The sequence below is a fragment of the Burkholderia sp. AU45274 genome, assembly GCF_030482505.1.
In the GTDB taxonomy this organism is placed as follows: Bacteria; Pseudomonadota; Gammaproteobacteria; order Burkholderiales; family Burkholderiaceae; genus Burkholderia.
This window is the reverse complement of sequence record NZ_JAUJQE010000003.1, coordinates 117,339-138,424: the sequence shown is the minus strand read 5'-3', so window position 1 is coordinate 138,424 and position 21,086 is coordinate 117,339. Positions and strand designations below refer to the sequence as shown.

Genomic DNA, 21,086 nt, shown 5'->3' with positions numbered 1-21,086 from the left:
CAGCATGCCCCGCACGCCCGGGGCATGCATGACCGGCTCCGTCCACCGGACGGAGCCGCCCCACGCCGCGACACGGCGCAAACCGAGCCGCCCGCACCGGGTAAGGCTGATGGAGATTCAACATGACAAATCGACGCGAAGTGCCAGGCATCAGGAAGTACGACGGGCCCGCCGGTGGTTGGGGCGCGCTTCGCGCGACAGCCGATGCGGTGCGCACGCAAATGGAAACCATCGAGGCGCCGATCGTGCTGATGCGGACCAACCAGCCCGACGGCTTCGACTGCCCCGGCTGCGCCTGGCCCGACAAGGAACACAAGTCGACGTTCCAGTTCTGCGAGAACGGCGCGAAGGCCGTCACGTGGGAAGCGACGACCAAGCGCGTGACGCCCGAGTTCTTCGCGGCGAACACCGTGTCGTCGCTGCTGCGCATGTCGGACTACGAACTGGAGAACATGGGCCGGCTCACGCATCCGCTCGTCTACGATCGCGCGACCGACACGTTCCGCGCGATCGAATGGGACGACGCGTTCGCGCGCATCGGCGAAGTGCTGCGCGCGCTGCCGCCCGACCAGGTCGAGTTCTATACGTCCGGCCGCGCGTCGAACGAAGCCGCGTACCTGTACCAGCTGTTCGCGCGCGAACTCGGCACCAACAACTTCCCCGACTGCTCGAACATGTGCCACGAGCCGACCAGCGTCGGCCTGCCGCAGTCGATCGGCATCGGCAAGGGCACCGTATCGCTGGAGGATTTCGACCACTGCGAGCTGATCATCTCGATCGGCCACAACCCCGGCACGAACCACCCGCGGATGATGGGCACGCTGCACGAGTGCGCGCGCCGCAACGTGCCGATCATCGTGTTCAACCCGCTGCGCGAGCGCGCGCTCGAACGCTTCGCCGATCCGCAGGACATGATCGAGATGGCGTCGTTCGGCTCGACCCGCATCGCATCGACGTACTACCAGGTCGACGCCGGCGGCGACGCGGCCGCGCTGAAGGGCATCATGAAGGCGCTGCTGCAGCTCGAAGCCGAGCGCGGCAACGTGCTCGACCGCGACTTCATCGCGCAGCACACCAACGGCTTCGACGCGTTCTCGGCCGACCTCGAAGCCACGTCGTGGGACGACATCGAGCGCGCGAGCGGGCTCAGCCAGGCGCAGCTCGAACAGGTCGCGCTCGCGTACGCGAAGTCGAACGCGACGATCGTCACGTACGGGATGGGCGTCACGCAGCACAACAAGGGCACCGCAACCGTCCGCCTGATCGCCGACCTGCTGCTGATGCGCGGCAACATCGGCAAGCCCGGCGCCGGCGTGTGCCCGCTGCGCGGCCACTCGAACGTGCAGGGCAACCGCACGGTCGGCATCACCGAGAAGCCGTCGGCCGAGTTCCTGAAGAAGATCGAGGACGTGTGCGGCTTCACGCCGCCCGCGCATCACGGGCATGACGCCGTGCAGGCGATGCAGGCAATGATCGACGGCACCGCGAAGGCGCTGCTGTGCCTCGGCGGCAACTTCGCGGTCGCGCTGCCCGATCCGGAACAGTCGTTCCCGGCGATGGCGAAGCTCGACCTGAGCGTGCATCTCGGCACCAAGCTGAACCGCTCGCACCTGCTGGTCGCGAAGGAAACGTTCGTCCTGCCGGTGCTCGGCCGCACCGAGCTCGACATGCAGGCCACCGGCCGGCAGTCGATCACCGTCGAGGATTCGATGTCGATGGTTCACGCGTCGGCCGGCAAGCTCAAGCCTGCGTCCGACCAGCTGCGCTCGGAGCCGGCGATCGTCGCGGGCATCGCGCATGCGACGCTGCCGGCCAGCAAGGTCGCGTGGCTCGACCTGATCGCCGACTACGACCGCATCCGCGACCTGATCGACAAAACGGTATCCGGCTTCGAGGCGTTCAACGAGCGCATCCGCACGCCGGGCGGCTTCCGCCTGCCGCTGCCGCCCACCGAGCGCGTGTGGCCGACGCCGACCGGCAAGGCGATGTTCTCGGTCTACAAGGGCGTAAAGGAGGACGCCGACGTGCTCGGCGCCGAGCAGGTGCTGCGGCTGATCACGCTGCGCAGCCACGACCAGTACAACACGACGATCTACGGGCTCGACGACCGCTATCGCGGCGTGTTCGGCCGGCGCGACGTGCTGTTCATGAACCCTGCCGATCTCGCGAAGTACGGGCTCGAACACGGCGACCTCGTCGACATCGAGACGGTCACCGCATCGGGTCGCGCGCTGCGCCTCGAGAAGATCACCGCGATCGAGTACGACATCGCGCCGGGGTCGGTCGGCGCGTACTACCCGGAAGCGAACGTGCTCGTGCCGCTCGACTACATCGACAAGGAAAGCGGCACGCCGTCGTACAAGTCGGTGCCGGTGCGCGTCGCGCGCTCGGCGGTGGTCTGACGTACTAACGGGCCACCGTGTCTGAACGGATGCGATGGCCCCCTTCCTTCCCCGTCGTTACCGCGCCGCCGTCGGCGGCATCGTCGCGCCCGTCTGCCGGCGCCGGTACGCGCTGTCGCGCGTCGCGAGCCAGTAGTACAGCGGCGACGTCAGCACGAGCCCCACCAGCCACGACAGGTCCGCGCCACCGAGATGCGCGGGAATCGGGCCCGCATACATCGGCGTGTTCATGAACGGAATCTGCACGAGGATGCCGATCGCATACGCGAGCAGCGCCTGCGGGTTGAAGCGGCCGTAGATCCCGCCATCGACCATGAAGATCGACTTGATGTCGTACTTGCCCTTGTGGATCACGTAGAAGTCGATCAGGTTGATCGCCGTCCACGGCACCAGCACGACGAGCAGCGCGAGCACGAGATCGACGAGGTTGCCGACGAAGTTCGTCGACGCACCGATCGCCGCGTAGCAGCACGCGACGAAAATCACGACCGACACCACCGCGCGTGCCTTCGCGGTCGGAATCCACTTGTATGCGAACGTCTGCACCGACGTGATCACCGCGAGCACCGCGCCGTACAGGTTCAGCGCGTTGTGGCTGATCACGCTGAGCAGGAACAGCACGAGCATCAGCGGGCCGAGCGGGCCCGTGGCCTGCTTGACCGCATCCATCGCGTCCGCGCCGGCCGGCACCGCGAGCACCGCGACCGCGCCGAAGATGAACGCGAGCGTCGAGCCGATCGTGCAGCCGAGATAGGTCGCCCAGAACGTCGACGCCACGCCGACATTTTCCGGCAGATAGCGCGAATAGTCCGACACGTACGGCGCGAACGCGATCTGCCACAACGCCGACAGCGACACCGTCGCGAGCCAGCCGGCGAAGTTGAAGCCGCCGCGCGTCAGGAAATCGTCGGTCGTCACGTGCGTGAGGATCATCCAGAAGCCGACCAGGATGCCGATGCCGAGCACCCACGTGCCGATCCGGTTCAGGATGTGGATGAACCGGTAGCCGACGATCCCGATCAGCCCCGAGCCCACCGCGCCGATCACGATGCCGACGGGCACCGGCACCGACGACGCGATGCCGTGCACCGACTTGCCGGCCAGCACGATGTTCGACGCGAAGAAGCCGACGTACATCACGGCCGCGATCACGGTCACGAGCAGCGCGCCCCACGAGCCGAACTGCGCGCGGCTCTGGATCATCTGCGGGATGCCCATCTGCGGCCCCTGCGCCGAATGCAGCGCCATCAGCACGCCGCCGACCGCCTGGCCGACGACGATCGCGACGATGCCCCACATCAGGTTCAGGTGGAAGAGCTGCACGCCGAGCGCGCCGGTCACGATCGGCAGCGGCGCGATGTTGCCGCCGAACCAGAGCGTGAACAGGTCGCGCACCTTGCCGTGGCGCTCCGCGGGCGGCACGTAGCCGATCGTGTGCTTCTCTATCATCGGGGACGCGTTGCGGTCCACGTTCGTCATGGTGATGTCTCCTGTCCTGCGCGGCGATGCGCGCTTGCCGTGTCAGCCGGCGCGCGTTGGGGGGCGCGCCGGCAATCGGGTCCGGATACGCGAGCGACGACGCGCCGCGTGCACGCGCGGCGGGTCGAGCGAAGCGGACGATGCGCATGCGGGGGCGGGGGCGGATGCCATGTCCCGCCGGTGCGTGCGCGGCCGCTTCGTTTGCTTCTTGATCCAGGTTGGAGACGATGGTGCGCCACGACCCGCGCGACCGGAAAATACTAAAAATATTTCCGGGACATACGAAAAAGCTCTGCAGCGGACATTTCGGCGCCGGGGGGCTTTCAGGTAAGGTGCTACGCAAACCATGGACAGATTGCGCCCGCGGCGGCACGCCGGGGCCGTGCATCAGAGGTGCTTGTGGCTCACTACACTTTGCGGCAACTGAAATACTTCGTGACGACGGTGGAATCCGGCAGCGTCGCCGAGGCGTCGCGCCAGCTGTTCATCGCGCAGCCGTCGATCTCCAGCGCGATCAAGGGTCTGGAGGAAAGCTTCGGCGTGAAGCTGTTCATCCGCCATCACGCGCAGGGCGTGTCGCTGACGCCGAGCGGCACGCGCTTCTACCGGAAGGCGCAGGAGCTGCTGCGCATCGCGCACGAATTCGAACAGAACGCGCTCGCCGACAACGACGTGGTCACCGGGCAGATCGACATCGGCTGCTTCGAGACGGTCGCGCCGCTCTATCTGCCGCAACTGATCGCGGGCTTTCGCGAGCGCTACCCGGGCGTGAACATCCGGCTGCGCGACGGCGACCAGCAGGAACTCGTGCAGGGCCTGACGTCCGGCACGTTCGATCTCGCGCTGATGTACGACCACGATCTCGACGGCACGATCGAGACCGAGCCGCTGATGCCGCCGCAGCAGCCGTACGTGCTGCTGCCGGAAAATCACCGGTTCGCGGGCCAGACGCACGTGTCGTTGCGCGACCTCTGTGTCGAGCCGATGATCCTGCTCGACGTGCAGCCGAGCCGCACGTATTTCGTCAGCCTCTTTCACGAACTCGGGCTCACGCCGAACATCGTGTTCGGATCGCCGTCGATCGAGATGGTGCGCGGGATGGTCGGCCAGGGGTTCGGCTTCTCGCTGCTCGTCACGCGCCCGCATTCCGAATACACGTACGACGGCCAGCGCGTCGTGACGATCGGCCTCAGCGAGACGGTGAGCCCGTCGGGGCTCGTGAGTGCACGGCTGAAGCGCGGGCAACTCACGAAGCAGGCGCAGTCGTTCGTCGATTTTTGCCGCGAGCGGCTCGCGCAGATCGTCGCGGAAACGGTGCGATAAGGAACCTGAAGGAACCGGAAGGAACACGAAAGCGCCCGCGCCGCGGGAGGCGGTGCGTGCGCGTCGGTCAGGCGTGCCGCGTCAGGCGGCTGCGGAAAGATGGGCGGCCAGCCGCGCCAGCATCGCGTCGCAGCCGTGGAGCTGGTCGAGCGTGACGAACTCGTCGGGCTTGTGCCCCTGGTCCATGCTGCCGGGCCCGCACACCACGGTCGGAATGCCGGCTTGCCCGAATAGCCCGCCCTCGGTGCCGAACGCCACCGTGCCGAACGCATCGGAGCCGCTCAGCATCGCGAGCAGACGCGCGGCCTCGCTGTCCGGCGCGGTCGCAAGGCCCGGATACGCGCCCAGCGGCTGCAGTTGAATGTCGGTATCGGGCTGCACCGCACGCATTCTCGGCAACAGTTCGGATTCCGCATAGTCCTGCAGCTTCCTCGGCACGTCGTGCGCATCGAAATCCGGCAGCGCCCGCACCTCGAAATCGAACTCGCATTCGGCCGGCACGATGTTCAGCGCGCGGCCGCCCTTGATCAGCCCCGTCTGCACGGTCGAGAACGGCGGATCGAATCGTTCGTCGTGCCGTTCCGGCCGCGCGAGCGCTGCGCCGATCTCGCCGAGCCGGCCGATCAGCTTCGCCGCATAGTCGATCGCGTTGACGCCCGACGGCGCGTACGCCGAGTGGCACGCGGCACCTTTCACGTGGCAGCGCATCGCGAGCTTGCCCTTGTGACCGAGCACCGGCTTCAGCTCGGTCGGCTCGCCGATCAGGCACAGGCGCGGCCGGTGCGCGCGTGCGGCCAGTGCATCGAGCATCGGCCGCACGCCGAGGCAGCCGACTTCCTCGTCGTACGAGAACGCGAGATGCACGGGCATGCCCAGCGGCCGGGCGACGAACGCCGGCACGGCCGCGAGCACCGAAGCGATGAAGCCCTTCATGTCGGCCGTGCCGCGGCCGTACAGGCGGCCGTCGCGCTCGGTCAGCCGGAACGGCTCGACCGTCCACGCCTGCCCGTCGACCGGCACCACGTCGGTATGGCCCGACAGCGCGATGCCGCCGCGATCGCGCGGCCCGATCGTCGCGTACAGGCTCGCCTTCGTCCGTTCCGCGTTGTAGAACAATTCGCTCTCGACGCCGAAGCCCGCGAGATAGTCGTGGATGAACGCGACCATCTCGAGGTTCGACTCGCGGCTGACCGTCGCGAAACCGATCAGCCGTTCCAGCAATGCGCGGCTCGACGTGTCATTCATCGCCCGGCACTCCGTAGCTCGGCGCGGCGGTGGGGTTCAGCGCGCGCGTCTGGTAGTCCTGCATCTGCGGCCGATACGCCTGCCACAGCGCATCGAGCTGCCCGATCGGATCGGTGTCGGCCCAGTCGACACGCAGGTCGACGATCGGCCAGGTCACGTCACCGGCCACCTTCAGCGCGGCCGAATGCACCGGCCCCGCCTCGCCGCCGGCCGCCATCGCCGCGTGCATCGCGGCCAGCAGGCGATCGGCGAGCAGGCCGGGCGCCTGTTCGAAGGCACGCGCCATCGCGTCGATCACGGCCGGCGCGGCCAGCAGGTTGCCCGCCGCCACGCATTGCTCGCCCTGCACCGCGTGATGCGTGCCGAGCGCTTCCTTGCCGGTGAAGCACGCCGTCTGCCCCTGCCCGTCGATCACCGTGACCTGCCGGTACTGGCTCCAGCCGTTCGCGCTGAGCGCGCGATCGAGCGCCGCGGCGGGCGCGAGCTGCTCGTGCTCGATCAGGTCGAGGATCTGGGGCCCAAGCGCCGGCAGCGTGATGTTCTGCGTCGCGACGGCGCCGACGCCCGCGCGCACCCACGGGCAGCGCGCGCCCACCGCGATGCTCGACGAGCTGATCGCGATGCCGAGCTGGCCCGTCTCCGGGCAACGCCCGACGATGGAGAAAGTCATGTCGCCTCCTACGCGCGGTTCGGTTGCCAGTTGTCCGGGATCACGGCGATCACGTCGATTTCCATCAGCCACTGCGGCTGGCCGAGCGCCGACACGACGAGCCCCGTCGAGATCGGATACACGCCCTTCAGCCACTTGCCGACTTCCTGGTACACCGGCTCGCGATAGCGCGGGTCGATCAGGTAAGTCGTCGTCTTCACGATGTGCGTGAGGTCGCTGCCGGCTTCCTCCAGCAGTTGCTTGACGTTCTTCATCGCCTGCTCGGCCTGCACGCGCGGATCGCCGAGACCGATCAGCGTGCCGTCGAAATCGGTGCCGACCTGGCCGCGCACGTAGACGGTGTTGCCGGCTCGCACGGCCTGGCACAGGTCGTTGTCGAGCGTCTGGTTCGGGTAGGTATCCTTCGTGTTGAACATGCGGATACGGGTGTGGGTGGGTTGGCTCATCGGAATCCTTCAGTCGTCAGGGGTCACGCCGCCGCACCGGAAGCAGACGCGGTGCGTCAGGCGGCGGGGGTTCGGTCAGTTCACCGTATCGGCGAGCGGCTGCGTATCGGCGTGCGGCTGCGCGTCGGCATGCGGCGCGGCGCCGTCCTGTTCCGCGTGCGCGGTCGAGCGGCGCTGCGATGCGTCGTGGTACTCGAGGTAGGTGCGCTGGATCGCGATGTGGTCGGCGATGTGCCGCGCGTCGTGCCACACGCCCCAGATGAAGCTGGAGCCGCGCCGCGACAGCCACGGCAGCCCGAGGAAATAGATGCCCGGCTCCTTCGACACGCCGCGCTGGTGCTGCGGCTTGCCGTTGTCGGCGAACGCGTCGACCTTCAGCCAGCCGTAGTCGACCGCATAGCCGGTCGCCCAGATGATCGACGTGACACCCGCGCCGGCAAGGTCGAGCGCGAGGATCGGATGCGCAACGCAGTCGGGGTTCGGCAGGATGCGGCGGGCTTCCGGCTCTTCCGGCAGGTCGAGGCCGTTGCGCGCCGCATAGGCGTCGGCCGCGTCGAGCAGCGACAGGTAGTTCTCGTCGCCGCGTGCGAGATTGATCGCCAGATCGCGTTCGAACACGGCCACGCCGCCGTCGAACGACTTCGTCAGCCCGACGAGCGTCACGCCCTGGTTCGCGAGCTTGCGGAAATCCACCGTGTGGCCGCCGCGCGCGCCGCTCACCGCGATCGTCACGTGCTCACGGCCGGGCGTCGCGACTTCCTTGTCCCATTCGCCGAGCACGCCGAGCCACCAGCAGAAATCGCGGCCGCGATACGCACGCGGCGGCCGATCGTGCGGGCCGACCGACAGGTAGACCTGCCGGCCCGCGCGCTGCAGCTCGTCGGCGATCTGCACGCCCGACGACCCCGCGCCGACCACCAGCACCGCCCCTTCCGGAAGCTGCGCCGGGTTGCGATAGTCGGCGGAATGAATCTGCACGAGGCGGGCGTCGTCCGGGGCGATCGGCGGAATCACCGGGCGCTGGAACGGCCCGGTCGCGACGACCACGCGGTTCGCCTCGATCGTGCCGTCGGACGTCTCGACGATGAAACCCGGCTTGCCGGCATTGCGCACGACCTGCTTCACCTCGACGCCGGTGCGGATCGGCGCGTTGAACTTGCGCGCATACGCTTCGAAGTAGTCGGCGACCTGGTCTTTCGTTGCGAACGCATCGGGATCGAGGCCGTCGAATTCGAGGCCGGGGAAGCGGTCATGCCATGCGGGGCCGTTCGCGACCAGCGAATCCCAGCGCCCGGTGCGCCAGCGTTCGGCGATGCGGCTGCGCTCCAGCACGAGATGCGGTACGCCCAGCTTGCCCAGGTGCTCGCTCATGGCCACGCCGGCCTGACCGGCGCCGACGACGAGCGTATCGATTGAGGTTGTTTCGACTGCCACGGCTGTCTCCTTCGGAAGTGCGGCTCGGCGCGACGTTCGGGTTGTCGCGTGAGTTGGAATGGAGACATTCTGCTGATGCGCAGGCAGGCGCGAAATGATGATTTTTGTTGGTGTTGACGAACAAAAAGCTGGGGGTAGTGGGGGTGGCGAGCGGTGCGGGTGGCTTTCTCGCACGCTCACGAGAAGCAATTGGCGTGTCTAGCAGCAATGCGAAATCTGCTTGATTTGCCTCAATCGTATTCGGTTATCAAGCGGAGGGGAACGTTGGCATACAACGCCTCGGTCAGATGAACAACCGATCATCCTTAGACCGGCCACAAGAAGGTTCGGTGAGGCTGATCGTCGGCCCACCATCCGCGACTTCGGCTGCACCTCGTGAAGGAGCCGCGAGCGTCAATAGCATGAGCGCATTTTGTCGCTGCATGTCTGAAACTCAGCACACTTGGATGGGCTGAGGATTATCGTCACTGGTTCACCGAGCTCAAGCAGCGCGTCGAGCGCGCTCGGCAGCGGGCCGTCGCCAGCGCAAATCGCGAGTTGGTCTCACTGTACTGGCAGATCGGTCGCGATATTCTCGATCGGCAGCAAAAACAGGGCTGGGGGGCCGGCGTCGTCGACCAACTTGCGCGTGATCTCAAGGCAGCGTTTCCTGACATGCGCGGGTTTTCTCCGCGCAACCTCAAGTACATGCGCGCCCTCGCACAAGCTTTTCCGCGGCCGGAATTTGTGCAACAGCCCGTTGCACAATTACCGTGGTCTCACGTTGTGACATTGCTCGACAAGCTTGATGACGCCCCGCAGCGGCTTTGGTACGCGGAAAAGTCGCTCGAGCACGGATGGTCGCGCAGCGTGTTGACCATGCAGATCGAGACGGCCGCCCATGCGCGCGCCGGCAACGCCGTGACGAATTTCGCCGACCGGCTGCCGCCTCCGCAGTCGGATCTCGCCCGCGACGCGCTCAAGGATCCTTATATCCTCGACTTCCTCGGCCTGACCGAGAACGCACAAGAGCGCAATATCGAACGTGCGCTCACGCAGCACATCACTCGTTTTTTGCTCGAACTGGGCGCCGGGTTCGCATTCGTCGGGCGTCAGTACCGGCTGGAGGTTGGCGGCGACGAGTTTTTCATCGATCTGCTTTTCTACCATCTCAAGCTTCGCTGCTATGTCGTCGTCGAACTGAAAACGCCGCCGTTCAAGCCGGAGTATGCGGGACAACTGAACTTCTACCTTTCCGCGCTCGACGCGCAGGTCAAGGCGCCGGAAGACCAGCCAACCATCGGCTTGCTTCTGTGCAAGGAGAAGAATCGGCTTGTCGCGGAATATGCGCTCCGCGGCGTGACTCAACCGATGGGCGTGGCTGAATATCAGCTTATGCGTGAGGTTCCCCCCTCACTTGAGACTGGCCTCCCGACCATCGATCAGATCGAGGCCGAGTTGCGCCCCGATCTTCCGGATGTCCCTGCCTAGTTCGTTGGTCAGCGGCCCGCCTCGCAGATCGGGGAACGTGTCGCTCTGCATGACGTAGGCCTGGCGATACTACGGGTTGAACGTGACCGCCAACGGATGATCGTCCGCCACATCGGCCTGCCAGATGCCCGCCACCAGGCACGCGCGCGTGCCGCGACACCGGATCGCCGGAGGCGAAGCGACGTTCGGCGATCGGATATTTCAGTTGTGCCAGCCAGTAACCACCGTCAGGAGCGGCAGTCGTTTCCGCCTGCGGAGGCACGGTGACCTGCGGCTTCTCCGGCAGCAGTTAGCCATCGGGCACGTGCGCGCGCCCCGTACGCAGCGACACGGGAGGCACGGCGGCCTTGGCCGGCGACGCCGGCGCAGACGTCACCGCCTTCGCCGCGTCGATCAACGTCTCCTTTTTGCCGTCCCATTTGGGCAGTTTGGCGGGCGGCAGCGGCACCATCTTGTCAAGGTTCGGCAGACGCAGGTCGGGGTCGCGTTCCAGGCGATCGGCAAGGACGCTGTAACGCTCGGCGCGAGCGCGATCCTTCACGCCACCGGCTACCGGATCGCCATCATCGAACGCACCGAACAAATATCCCGCACTCTCGGCGCTACCGAATTTCACGCCCGCATGCAACGTCTTGAGCGCACGTTCGTTGTTCTCGCCCAACTCGGCTCGATCGCCCGCGATCGTCGTTCCCAACACATACGCCGCACGCCCGTTGCCCTGCGCGACCGCACATTCAAGCATCTGGAGTGCGATCTTGCGGTTGCCCCAGAACCCCGCCTTGGGGTCGTCGTAGAGCGCGTCCATCTTGCCACCCAGATACGCCATCGCACTCGGACTGCCCTTATCGGCGGCCAATTGCCAGAATGCATAGGCGCGGCTGGCATCCTGTTTTACGCCCATCCCGTCCATGTAATACGTACCCATCAGATCGTAGGCCGCCGGAATACCCAGTTTCATCGCCTGTTCGGTGATCTGCAGGGCATGTTCGGAATCACGATCCACCCCCTCCCCCTGGGCGTAGGCGTTCGCCAGATTCAGCATTGCCTTCCAGTGCTTGCGCTCGGCCGCCTTCGCCCACAAATCGACAGCGCCCTTGTAATCGCGTTGGTTCGGCCACAACAGCGCGCTGGTCTGCACCATTGCCTGCTGGTTCCATCGATCGGCCTCGGGATCGAGCGGGGGCGCCACGTCAACCTCGTGCTTGCACTCAAACGCTGTGCGATGAGGGTTGAAGGCGGTCAACGACATGTTGCGAGGAAGAGAATCGTTCATTGAGCAGGCTGCGCATGCAATGAACAGGAAAGCCGAAACCAACCGGGTCAAGCCGATACGGTTGGCGGGAGTCGAACGCAATTGATTTAGCACGATTTGGGAAGCCTACTCAGGAAAAGCGAACGCCTGTCGCACGCTCATCATGGGACGGATGCAGGAAGCCGGTCGGCGCTCCCGAACGTGAAGAAACTGTCGTCGATCATCATCAGCAGCAGTTTACTTTCGATGTAGCTCGGGCCCCATCCTCGGATCGGGTCAGGGAACGGCGGTCGGCCTATCGCCGAGGCCAGGACGGGAGCCAGTCGTCGCAATCACCGGCAATGGCTCCGCGCACTACGCGCCGCAAGCGTTGTGGACCACAGCGAGTCGGAGGTGTCGCCTCCGGCCGCACGCCTCTCCGACAATTCTTGACTATGCACACATCGCCAAACTGGTAGGATGCCGGTCGCCTCGGCATGGAAAGCGAGCACAGGATACCCGATCGATCCCTTTTAATGGACCTCGACCCGCCATCCGTGCCGTCCAGCCCAGGCAACACGGTGCCCCACAGCCCCCGTCAAATCCGCAACACCCGGCGTCGCCCTACCCGACCCGTTGCAGCAACCGTTGGAGCGGCGCCTTTCGCGCCGGCAAGTCTGAAAGCATGAAGAACTCGAAGCAGCCCCCCCGCCCCCCGCAGCACAAAGACCGCACGCCGCTGGCGCGCGCCGGCGCGCTGCTGCTGATGGCCGGCCTGCTATATCTGCTGTGGCCGTCGGCCGAAACCGCGTACCTCGCGATGGAGTCGGTGATCCGCTGACGCGCCCGGCCATCCGTCCCCGCACTACGCTATACTCACGCAATGGAAACCCGACCCGCCTCGCCGAACGTGCATTGCTGGTGGCGCGCCTGACCCAGGCGGCCCGTTTCCTTTTGCATGTCCCAAACGTGATGCCGCCAGCGATGGCGGCATTTGCGTTTCTGCGCAGACACCATGGCTGGCGGCTTCGATAACCTGGAGCCACGACCAACATGACCCACCCGACCCGACCGACCATCCTCACCGGCGACCGCACGACCGGCCCGCTGCACCTCGGCCACTACATCGGCTCGCTGCGCGCCCGCGTGCAGATGCAGCATGAAGCGAAGCAGTTCCTGCTGCTCGCCGACACGCAGGCGCTGACCGACAACATGGGCCGCAGCCAGCGCGTCACCGAGAACGTGATCGAGGTCGCGCTCGACTATCTCGCGGTCGGCATCGACCCGGCGATCTCGACGATCGTCGTGCAGTCGCAGGTGCCCGAGCTCGCCGAGCTGTCGCAGTACCTGCTCAACCTCGTCACGGTCGCGCGCCTCGAACGCAACCCGACCATCAAGGAAGAGATCCGCCTGCGCGGCTTCGAGCGCGACATCCCGGCCGGCTTCCTGACCTACCCGGTGAGCCAGGCGGCCGACATCACCGCGTTCAAGGCAACCCACGTACCCGTCGGCGACGACCAGTTGCCGATGATCGAGCAGACCAACGAACTCGTGCGCCGCTTCAACGCGACCGTCGAGCAGCCCGTGCTGGTCGAATGCGAGGCCGTGCTGTCGCCGGTCACGCGGCTGCCGGGGATCGACGGCAAGGCGAAGATGAGCAAGTCGCTCGGCAACGCGATCACGCTCGGCTCGACGCCGGACGAGATCACGCAGGCCGTGAAGGACATGTACACGGACCCGAACCACCTGCGCGTGAGCGATCCCGGCCAGGTCGAGGGCAACGTCGTGTTCACGTTCCTCGACGCGTTCGAGCCCGACGAGCAGAAAGTCGACGAATTGAAGGCCCACTATCGTCGTGGCGGGCTCGGCGACAGCGTCGTCAAGCGCGTGCTGAACGAGCGGCTGCAGGCGCTGATCGAGCCGATCCGCGCACGCCGCCGCGAATTCGAGGCCGACAAGGCCGAAGTGATGGCGATCCTGAAGCGCGGCACGATGCACGCGCGGGACGTCGCCGGCGCGACGCTCGCGGAAGTGAAGGGCGCGATGGGGTTGAACTACTTCGATTGAGCGGCGCAGGCAGTGCGAACCCGCTTCGCGCGCCGGACGGTATCGGCCCGGTGCGCGGCGGTCAGCACCGCGTCACATGCGCAAGCGAGCGTCGATGCCACCGCAACCTCATCACGATGCGTGCGTCGGCACGGCCGCGTGGCACACCGCTTCCACCCTGTTACCGGCCGGGTCGACGAGAAACGCGCCGTAGTAATCGCCGTGGTAATGCGGCCTCAAGCCGGGCTCCCCGTCGGACTGCCCGCCCGTCGCCAGGCCGGCATTGAAAAACGCATCCACCTGCTCGCGGCTCGCGGCCTTGAAGCACCAGTGCCGCTTGCTCATGCCGACTTCGGCGGAATCCAGATAGACCGCCAGAAAAGTCGACGCGGTGTCGTTCGCATTGCAGCGTTCGCCATAGCCGAGCGCGGTCGGCCGGTCATAGACCTTGGCTGCGCCCAGCGCGGCCATGATGGCGTCGTAGAACGGGCGCGCAACGTCAATATCCGGCACGCCAATGGATACGTGATCAAGCAATTGCATGGGGTTTGCTCCATTGAATAAGCGTGAGTCTACACACTCATGCCTGTTTCGCCTCGACCGACCCTCCCCGCCAGCGTCCGTGCGACCGGGGCGCGACATTCGGTCAGCACCTCGGCTCGCTGCGCGCCCATACGGATGCAGCACGAAACCGCTGTCAAGACGGGCATTGGCCCTGAGCACGGCCAGCGACACTTGGAAACCTTTCGGTTCAAGCCTTCCGTCGCATCGGGAACCGCACCGGCCGAGATCGTTTCCTCGCCGCTCACCGGCAACAGCGCAGCAACTGCAGGCTTCGGGCAGTTCGCACCCGAGCGCTCGAGCCATCGCAAGCCACACGCATGCCCTCAGTCCGAAATTGACCTGCAATGACGGTCTCGCTAACGTGGCCCACCAATTACAAAGACGGCCAGCGAAGCGTGCAGCACATGTGGCTTGTTTCGCCTGCGCCCCGAGGGCACCAAGTGAATACCTATCGCTACCAGAACCAGCAAAACCTGAGTCCGACCGAACTATTCTTCTTGATCGCCATCGATGAAACGTGCAATCAGGCCGGAATCGACGATGTAGAAGCCGTTATTCTGATTCTCTCCGGCCTGCCGATCCTTCCGACTCGCGCCAAGCCGCTCGGGGCAACCCGAGGTACCTCCGTTGCATCGGTGATGGCACGGTCGGTATTCCGGCATGAATTCAAACGCAAGGTACTTCCGACCGTCACGCTACAAAGCATCAAGAATCTGCGCGTGATCCTGACTCATCGCCTCGCGGTATTCGTTGGCCGGACTGTGCCAGGCGTTGGCTGGGTCCTGCTCGCCAAAGATGCCTTCCATATTGTCCGGAACACCGTTTCCCGGTACAACCAGATTGCAAAACCGGAGGACAGGATTCTGTAATGGACGACCATCAATTGTGGGAAAAACTGGAAGCATTCGTTCGTGAGGAAACCGCCGTATCGGGCAAACGCCAGATTACCGGGAATACCTCCGTATCCGACGATCTCGGACAAACCGGCGACGATGCCGACATCTTCATGGATCGATTCTTCACGCGATTCGAGGTGGATCGCGGCGACTACGATTTCGGACGGTACTTCCTGATGGAAGGTGAAGGGATCCTGTATCACGTTGTGCGCAAGTACCTGCTCAGGAAACCCCATACGTTCAAACGGGAAGCATTGACCGTCAACATGCTGTACAAGGCGATCTCACTGGGCAAGTGGGACTCGGAGGCAATCAACGAATGATCGGCGCCGGCAGCCCCCTACACTTGCTCGACCGATCGTGAGTCCCTAGTCGCCTTAGTCCACTCCGCCGATGCCGCACCCACTCGCCCCCGCTATCGTTTCCCCGTCATCCACCCACCCACGACACCATGACGCCACAGGAAACGATCGACCGGATGGAGATCCAGGATCTGCTGACCCGCTACTGCCACGCCGTCGACCGCCACGACTGGCGCGAATTCGAGCGCCTCTTCGCGGCCAACGCGACACTCGATTACTCGGCGTTCGGCGGCCCGGTCGGCCATCGCGCGGAGGTTGCCGCCTATCTGGAACAGGTGACGTCGGCGATGCGCGGCACGCAGCACACGATCTCGACGTCGCTGCTGGTCGTCGACGGCGACGCCGCGACCGCGCGAACGGCCGGCCAGGCGGTGATGATCTCGGCCGACGATGCCGGCGACGATCGCGTGTGCTTCGTCGGGCTCTGGTATCGCGACCTGCTGGTGCGAACCGAATGCGGGTGGCGCATCCGGAGCCGCACGCAGGAGCGCAGCTGGATGCACGATGCGCCGCCGGTCGCAACCGCGTGAATGCCCCGCGCGGCGGCGCCGTACTTCACTTCATCTGCATCAACTGAATCAGGTTCCCGCACGTATCGTCGACGACCGCGACGCGCACGGGCCCGGCGTCCATCGGCTCCAGCGTGAAGCGGACATCGAGCGCCTTGAGCCGCGCGAACTCCGCATCGAGATCGTCGACCTGGAACGATGCCGCCGGAATGCCGTCCTCGTACAGCGCCTGCTTGTAAGGCCCGACCGCGCGATGGTGGCTCGGCTCGAGCAGCAGTTCGGTGCCCTCGGGCTGGTCCTTCGACACCACGGTCAGCCAGCGGTACTCGCCCACCGGCACGTTGTTCTTCAGCTTGAACCCGAGCTTGTCGGTATAGAACGTCAACGCCTTGTCCTGGTCGTCGACAAAAATACTCGTCACGTAGATGCGCATTTCAACCTCTCCTGAACGGGCAGCCACGCCCCGCCGCTATTCTTCGTCGCAATCGAGGACAAACGCATAACCGCCGTCGATCAGCTTGCGCAAATAGCCGTCGAAGTCGTCGGCGATCACCGCATAGTTGTCGGGATCGTGCAGGAAGCGCACGACCTGCCCGACCTTGCCGCCCGGCGCCGGGTCGAAGTCGAGGTAGAGCTGCGACGTGCCGCCGTTGTTCACGCAATGCGAGAAGCACAGCCGCCGGCCCAGCGGCAGCGCGATGTCGATGCGCGGATCGACGAGTTCGCCGTCGTCGTTTGCGTCGTCGCCATACATCTCCGCGATGCTGTCGCGGTACTTCGCCCCTTTCTCGAGCATCTGCGCGGCCGACAGCAGGAAATACGGGTATTCGTCGACGTCGGAGCCCAGCACCAGCACCTTGACCGTCGTGCCGTCGTAGTCGCGCCGGTAGGTCCCGTCGAGCTTGCCGAGCAGTTCGATCAGGCTCGCCGGGCACTGCGGATACACGGCGCGCAGCGCGTCGAGTTGCGCGGGCGTCGCGCCCCTGGCGGCGGCAAGCGCGGCGTTGTCGGTGTCGGGCAGCGCCGCGCGCAGGCCGGCGAGATAGGTATCGACGAGGGTCATTGCGTCAGGTCCGAAGAACAGGCAAGCGCCATTCTAGCGCCCGACGCGATCCGCCACTTTCGCGCTTGCGCGCCCCCGCCTACGTGATCTGGTACGTCGACGCCGGCACGAATTCCTCCGGCAGCGGGCGATCGCCCAGTTCGAGCACCGACCGCTCGATCGTGCGCGTGATCGCATCGAGCGCCAGCGCATTCGGCGCGAGGCCGAACGGCTCGGCCACCTCGCTCGCGATCGCCTCGAGCGCGATCAGCGTGTACGAGATGAACACGCAGATCAACGGCGTGAAGAACTCCGTCGAATCGACAAGGCCGAACGGCAGCAGCACGCAATACGCATACACCGTGCGATGCAGCAGCACGCTGTACGAGAACGGGATCGGCGTCGACAGGATGCGTTCGCAACCGCCGACCGATTTGCCGACCTCGTCGAGTTGCGTCTCGAACATCCAGCAGGTCGCGTCGCTGCCGGGCGCACGGCCCAGCGCGCGGACGATGCCGCCGCGCAGCTCGTCGAGGATCGCGACGGGCTTGAAGCATTTGCCTCCCAGCTCGGCCGTGCGCTCCGCACCGAGAATGCGCTGCAGGTCTGCGGTCGGATCGGTATGACGAAGCTGATGCTTCAGCGCATAGGTGAGCGCGATCAGCAGGTCGGCCAGCCGATTGCGCTCGGCGTCGCTCACGCTGTCGGGCAGGTAGCGATTGAACTGCGACGTCAGCGTACGCGCCGCGATCAGCAGGTTGCCCCACAGATGCCGCGCCTCCTTGAAGCGCTCGAAGCTCGCGCTGTTGCGAAACCCGAGAAAGATCGCGAGCGCGAGCCCGAACAGCGTGAACGGCGCGGTGTTGAGCGGGATCTTCTCGCCGAAGATGCGCCCGTTCGTGAAGACCGCCAGCGTGCTGACGATCGCCATGAACACGAGCTGCGGAATGATCGATTGCAGCACGGAGCCGTTCCAGACGAACAGCATCCTGAGCCAGTTTTGTTGTGGTCGGACGATCATGGTGTTTTCTCGACTGCCAAGGGATGCATCGTACGGCGCGCCTGCGCCCGATGCGCAACGGCCCGCGCGTGGCGGGCCGCTGTCGGGTGAATGCCGGGCACGTGTGCCGCGCTGCGCGTGATGATACGCCCACGCCAGCGCCCGCCGCGCCCGTCACATCATGCGGCGTTCATCGATGGCCGCTCAGTGATGGCCGCTCAGTGATAACCGATGTCGCCCTCGCGCACCTTGCCGCGGAACACGCGGTACTGCATCGCGTTGTACACGAGGATGATCGGCAGCACGATCACGGTGCCGACGAGCGCGAACAGCTGGCTCGAGTGGCTCGACGACGCGTCCCAGATCGACAGCGACGGCGGCACGATGTTCGGCCAGATGCTGATCACGAGCCCCGTGTAGCCGAGGAACACGAGCGCGAGCGTCAGCAGGAACGGCGTGGCCTCGTGCTCGCGCTTCACGGTGTGGAAGATGCCCCACACGCAGGCGACGACGAGCACCGGCACCGGCAGGAACCAGCCGAGGTTGCCGCTGCCGAACCAGCGGTGCGCGACGGCCGGCAGCCCGATCACGGTCCACAGGCTGACCACGCCCATCACGGCGAGCAGCACGCCCGCGAGCGGCTTCATCAGCAACCGCATCTTGCGCTGCAGCTCGCCGTCGACCTTCAGGATCAGCCAGCCGCAGCCGAGCGTCGCATACGTGACGAGCACGCCGATCCCGCACAGCAGGCTGAACGGCGACAGCCAGTCGAACGGCCCGCCCGCGAACTGGTTGTTCTCGATCTTGATGCCCTGCAGCAGCGAACCGAGCACGATCCCCTGGCAGAACGCGGCCAGCGCCGAGCCGCCGATGAACGCGAGATCCCACATGTGTTGCGTGCGCGTGGCCTTCGCGCGCAGCTCGAACGCCGCCCCGCGGAAGATCAGCCCGACCAGCATCAGCACCAGCGGCAGGTAGTTCGCCGGCAGCAGCGTCGAATACACGACCGGGAACGCGCCGTAGAGCCCCGCGCCGCCGAGCACCAGGAACGTCTCGTTGCCGTCCCACACCGGTGCGACAGTGTCGAGCATCACCTGGCGCTCGGCCTTCGCGTCGAAGAACGGAAACAGCAGGCCGATGCCGAGATCGAAGCCGTCCAGCATCACGTAGATGAACACGCCGAGGCCGATGATCGCGGCCCAAATGACAGGAAGATCGATGTGCATGGCTTACTCCGCTTCGGTGACGTTCAGCGGCGTGGACAGCGCGCTCTTGCGCAGCCCCGGATGCCGGTGCAGCTCGATATACCCGGCCTGGGCAGCCGGCCCGCGCTTCATCAGTTTCATCATGTAATAGATACCCGTTCCGAACACCAGGAAATACACGACCACGAAGATCAGCAGCGACACGCCGACCTGCTGCGCGCTCAGCGGCGCGACCGAATCGATGGTGCGCAGCACGCCGTACACGGTCCACGGCTGACGCCCGACCTCGGTCGTGATCCAGCCGGCCAGCAGCGCGAGGATGCCCGACGGCCCCATGCATACGACGAACCACTGGAACCAGCGCGTTTCATACAGGCGCCCGCCCTTTCTCAGCAGCAGCCCGAGCAGCGCGGTGAGCAGCATCAGCATCCCGAGGCCCGCCATGATCCGGAACGTCCAGAACACGATCGGCGAATACGGGCGGTCCTGCGGCGGGAATTCCTTCAGCCCGCGAATCTCGCCGTCCCAGCTGTGCGTGAGGATCAGGCTGCCGAGGTGCGGCACCTGGATCGCATAGCGCGTGGTTTCGGCCTGCATGTCGGGCAACCCGAAGAGGTTCAGCGCGGTGCCGCCCTTCTCGGTTTCCCACAGCCCCTCGATCGCCGCGATCTTGGCCGGCTGGTATTCGCGGGTGTTCAGCCCGTGCGCATCGCCGACGACGATCTGGATCGGCGCGAGGATCAGCAGCATCCACAGCGCCATCGAGAAGCTGCGCTTCACCGGCTCGTCGCGGCGCCCCTTGAGCAGGTGCCACGCGCCGCACGCGGCGACGATGAAGCCCGCGACGATGAACGCCGCGATCGTCATGTGCACGAGACGGTACGGGAACGACGGGTTGAAGACGACCTTGAACCAGTCGACCGGCACGACGAGGCCGTTCTCGATCTTGTAGCCCTGCGGCGTCTGCATGAAGCTGTTCGATGCGAGGATCCAGAACGTCGAGATCAGCGTGCCGACCGCGACCATCAGCGTCGCGAAGAAGTGTGCGCGGGGGCTCACGCGCTGCCAGCCGAACAGCATCACGCCGAGGAAGCCGGCTTCGAGGAAGAACGCCGTCAGCACTTCATACGTGAGGAGCGGGCCCGTGATGTTGCCGGCGACGCGCGAGAAGCCGGCCCAGTTGGTGCCGAACTCGTACGCCATCACGACGCCGGAGACCACGCCCATCCCGAAGCCGATCGCGAAGATCTTCGACCAGAACTGGAACATGGATTTGTAGGCGGCATCGCCGGTGACGAGGTAGCGCCATTCCAGCACTGCCAGGAAGCTCGCCATACCGATGCTGATCGCGGGAAACACGATGTGGAACGACACCGTGAACGCGAATTGCAAGCGGGCGAGATGGAACGCATCGAAGATTTCCATGACCGTAATTTGCTCGTGGTTGTGAGGACGTACGCTCGAAGCAGGAAATCGCGCGACGGCTTGGCGACAACACATGCGAACACAAACGGTCACTCGCATGGCATCGAAGCGTGAATGACGATATCGCGTTTGCAACGATACTCGCAATCGTTCGAACGTGCGTTGAAACTGTGCTGCTTACGCCGCCGAAGATGTGTGCACGGAAAACACATTTCGTGCCTGCGGGAGGGTCAGCTGTACTGCTTTCGGCGTTGCAGCGCTGTATATCCGGCGTGCCTGTCACCCCCCTTAACATCCCATGAAACGCCTGCCGGAAGCGACGGCGCGCCCCCTCGGC

General features: G+C 65.5%; 20 protein-coding genes. 8 read left to right on the top strand and 12 right to left on the bottom strand.

Features of this window, described 5'->3' with window-relative positions; genetic code table 11:
* Nucleotides 1-122: 122 nt before the first annotated feature.
* Entirely contained in the window at nt 123-2,402 is a 2,280-nt protein-coding gene (locus tag QZM35_RS13405) for an FdhF/YdeP family oxidoreductase (RefSeq protein WP_089429591.1), read from the top strand.
* Nucleotides 2,403-2,459: 57 nt separating this feature from the next.
* On the opposite strand, the gene QZM35_RS13400 is transcribed toward QZM35_RS13405, so the two are convergent.
* Entirely contained in the window at nt 2,460-3,881 is a 1,422-nt protein-coding gene (locus tag QZM35_RS13400) for a cytosine permease (RefSeq protein WP_089429590.1), read from the bottom strand.
* Between the two features lie 399 nt (nt 3,882-4,280).
* Between QZM35_RS13400 and QZM35_RS13395 the strand changes: the two genes are divergently transcribed.
* Nucleotides 4,281-5,204 carry a LysR substrate-binding domain-containing protein gene (locus tag QZM35_RS13395; RefSeq protein WP_089429589.1) on the top strand — a complete coding sequence of 308 codons (924 nt, stop codon included), beginning with the start codon at nt 4,281-4,283 and terminating at the stop codon, nt 5,202-5,204.
* A gap of 81 nt (nt 5,205-5,285) precedes the next feature.
* Here the strand turns inward: QZM35_RS13395 and argE are convergent, their stop codons facing one another.
* From argE to QZM35_RS13375, 4 genes are all read right to left on the bottom strand, one after another.
* On the bottom strand, nt 5,286-6,449 hold the full coding sequence (gene argE / locus QZM35_RS13390; RefSeq protein ID WP_301776112.1) for an acetylornithine deacetylase: 1,164 nt from the start codon (nt 6,447-6,449) through the stop codon (nt 5,286-5,288).
* Complete coding sequence (locus QZM35_RS13385) at nt 6,442-7,119, bottom strand: DUF1028 domain-containing protein (RefSeq protein ID WP_089429587.1); 678 nt, start codon at nt 7,117-7,119, stop codon at nt 6,442-6,444. Before QZM35_RS13385 ends, argE begins: the two co-directional genes overlap by 8 nt.
* Nucleotides 7,120-7,127: 8 nt before the next feature.
* Nucleotides 7,128-7,565, bottom strand: a complete 438-nt coding sequence (locus QZM35_RS13380) for a RidA family protein (protein WP_089429586.1) — start codon at nt 7,563-7,565, stop codon at nt 7,128-7,130.
* Between the two features lie 75 nt (nt 7,566-7,640).
* Nucleotides 7,641-8,999: an NAD(P)/FAD-dependent oxidoreductase gene (locus tag QZM35_RS13375; RefSeq protein WP_089429585.1), complete on the bottom strand. Its 1,359-nt coding sequence runs from the start codon at nt 8,997-8,999 to the stop codon at nt 7,641-7,643.
* 426 nt (nt 9,000-9,425) lie between these two features.
* Between QZM35_RS13375 and QZM35_RS13370 the strand changes: the two genes are divergently transcribed.
* Nucleotides 9,426-10,469: a YhcG family protein gene (locus QZM35_RS13370; protein ID WP_301776323.1), complete on the top strand. Its 1,044-nt coding sequence runs from the start codon at nt 9,426-9,428 to the stop codon at nt 10,467-10,469.
* Between the two features lie 289 nt (nt 10,470-10,758).
* On the opposite strand, the gene QZM35_RS13365 is transcribed toward QZM35_RS13370, so the two are convergent.
* The gene (locus QZM35_RS13365; protein ID WP_301776111.1) at nt 10,759-11,742 is read right to left on the bottom strand and encodes a DUF6396 domain-containing protein; all 984 of its coding nucleotides are present in this window, start codon (nt 11,740-11,742) and stop codon (nt 10,759-10,761) included.
* A 643-nt stretch (nt 11,743-12,385) separates the two neighbouring features.
* Between QZM35_RS13365 and QZM35_RS13360 the strand changes: the two genes are divergently transcribed.
* Nucleotides 12,386-12,541, top strand: a complete 156-nt coding sequence (locus QZM35_RS13360) for a hypothetical protein (protein ID WP_174970848.1) — start codon at nt 12,386-12,388, stop codon at nt 12,539-12,541.
* A 212-nt stretch (nt 12,542-12,753) separates the two neighbouring features.
* The gene (gene trpS / locus QZM35_RS13355; protein WP_301776110.1) at nt 12,754-13,767 is read left to right on the top strand and encodes a tryptophan--tRNA ligase; all 1,014 of its coding nucleotides are present in this window, start codon (nt 12,754-12,756) and stop codon (nt 13,765-13,767) included.
* 111 nt (nt 13,768-13,878) lie between these two features.
* Here the strand turns inward: trpS and QZM35_RS13350 are convergent, their stop codons facing one another.
* The gene (locus tag QZM35_RS13350; RefSeq protein WP_301776109.1) at nt 13,879-14,289 is read right to left on the bottom strand and encodes a VOC family protein; all 411 of its coding nucleotides are present in this window, start codon (nt 14,287-14,289) and stop codon (nt 13,879-13,881) included.
* A 425-nt stretch (nt 14,290-14,714) separates the two neighbouring features.
* Here QZM35_RS13350 and QZM35_RS13345 point away from each other — a divergent pair, with 425 nt between their 5' ends.
* The 3 genes from QZM35_RS13345 (at nt 14,715) to QZM35_RS13335 (ending at nt 16,098) form a co-directional block, all read left to right on the top strand.
* Nucleotides 14,715-15,179: an STM2901 family protein gene (locus QZM35_RS13345; RefSeq protein WP_367620787.1), complete on the top strand. Its 465-nt coding sequence runs from the start codon at nt 14,715-14,717 to the stop codon at nt 15,177-15,179.
* Nucleotides 15,179-15,529, top strand: a complete 351-nt coding sequence (locus QZM35_RS13340) for a DUF1493 family protein (protein WP_301776107.1) — start codon at nt 15,179-15,181, stop codon at nt 15,527-15,529. Before QZM35_RS13345 ends, QZM35_RS13340 begins: the two co-directional genes overlap by 1 nt.
* Before the next feature lie 128 nt (nt 15,530-15,657).
* Nucleotides 15,658-16,098 (top strand): nuclear transport factor 2 family protein, encoded by a 441-nt coding sequence (locus tag QZM35_RS13335; RefSeq protein WP_301776106.1) that lies wholly within the window; start codon nt 15,658-15,660, stop codon nt 16,096-16,098.
* A gap of 25 nt (nt 16,099-16,123) precedes the next feature.
* On the opposite strand, the gene QZM35_RS13330 is transcribed toward QZM35_RS13335, so the two are convergent.
* From QZM35_RS13330 to QZM35_RS13310, 5 genes are all read right to left on the bottom strand, one after another.
* The gene (locus QZM35_RS13330) at nt 16,124-16,510 is read right to left on the bottom strand and encodes a VOC family protein (protein ID WP_301776105.1); all 387 of its coding nucleotides are present in this window, start codon (nt 16,508-16,510) and stop codon (nt 16,124-16,126) included.
* A gap of 36 nt (nt 16,511-16,546) precedes the next feature.
* The gene (locus tag QZM35_RS13325; protein WP_301776104.1) at nt 16,547-17,140 is read right to left on the bottom strand and encodes an SMI1/KNR4 family protein; all 594 of its coding nucleotides are present in this window, start codon (nt 17,138-17,140) and stop codon (nt 16,547-16,549) included.
* 79 nt (nt 17,141-17,219) lie between these two features.
* Nucleotides 17,220-18,140, bottom strand: a complete 921-nt coding sequence (locus QZM35_RS13320; protein ID WP_301776103.1) for a bestrophin family protein — start codon at nt 18,138-18,140, stop codon at nt 17,220-17,222.
* 197 nt (nt 18,141-18,337) lie between these two features.
* Nucleotides 18,338-19,345, bottom strand: a complete 1,008-nt coding sequence (gene cydB, locus QZM35_RS13315; protein ID WP_089433623.1) for a cytochrome d ubiquinol oxidase subunit II — start codon at nt 19,343-19,345, stop codon at nt 18,338-18,340.
* Nucleotides 19,346-19,348: 3 nt separating this feature from the next.
* Nucleotides 19,349-20,749 carry a cytochrome ubiquinol oxidase subunit I gene (locus QZM35_RS13310; RefSeq protein ID WP_089429575.1) on the bottom strand — a complete coding sequence of 467 codons (1,401 nt, stop codon included), beginning with the start codon at nt 20,747-20,749 and terminating at the stop codon, nt 19,349-19,351.
* Between the last annotated feature and the right edge of the window lie 337 nt (nt 20,750-21,086).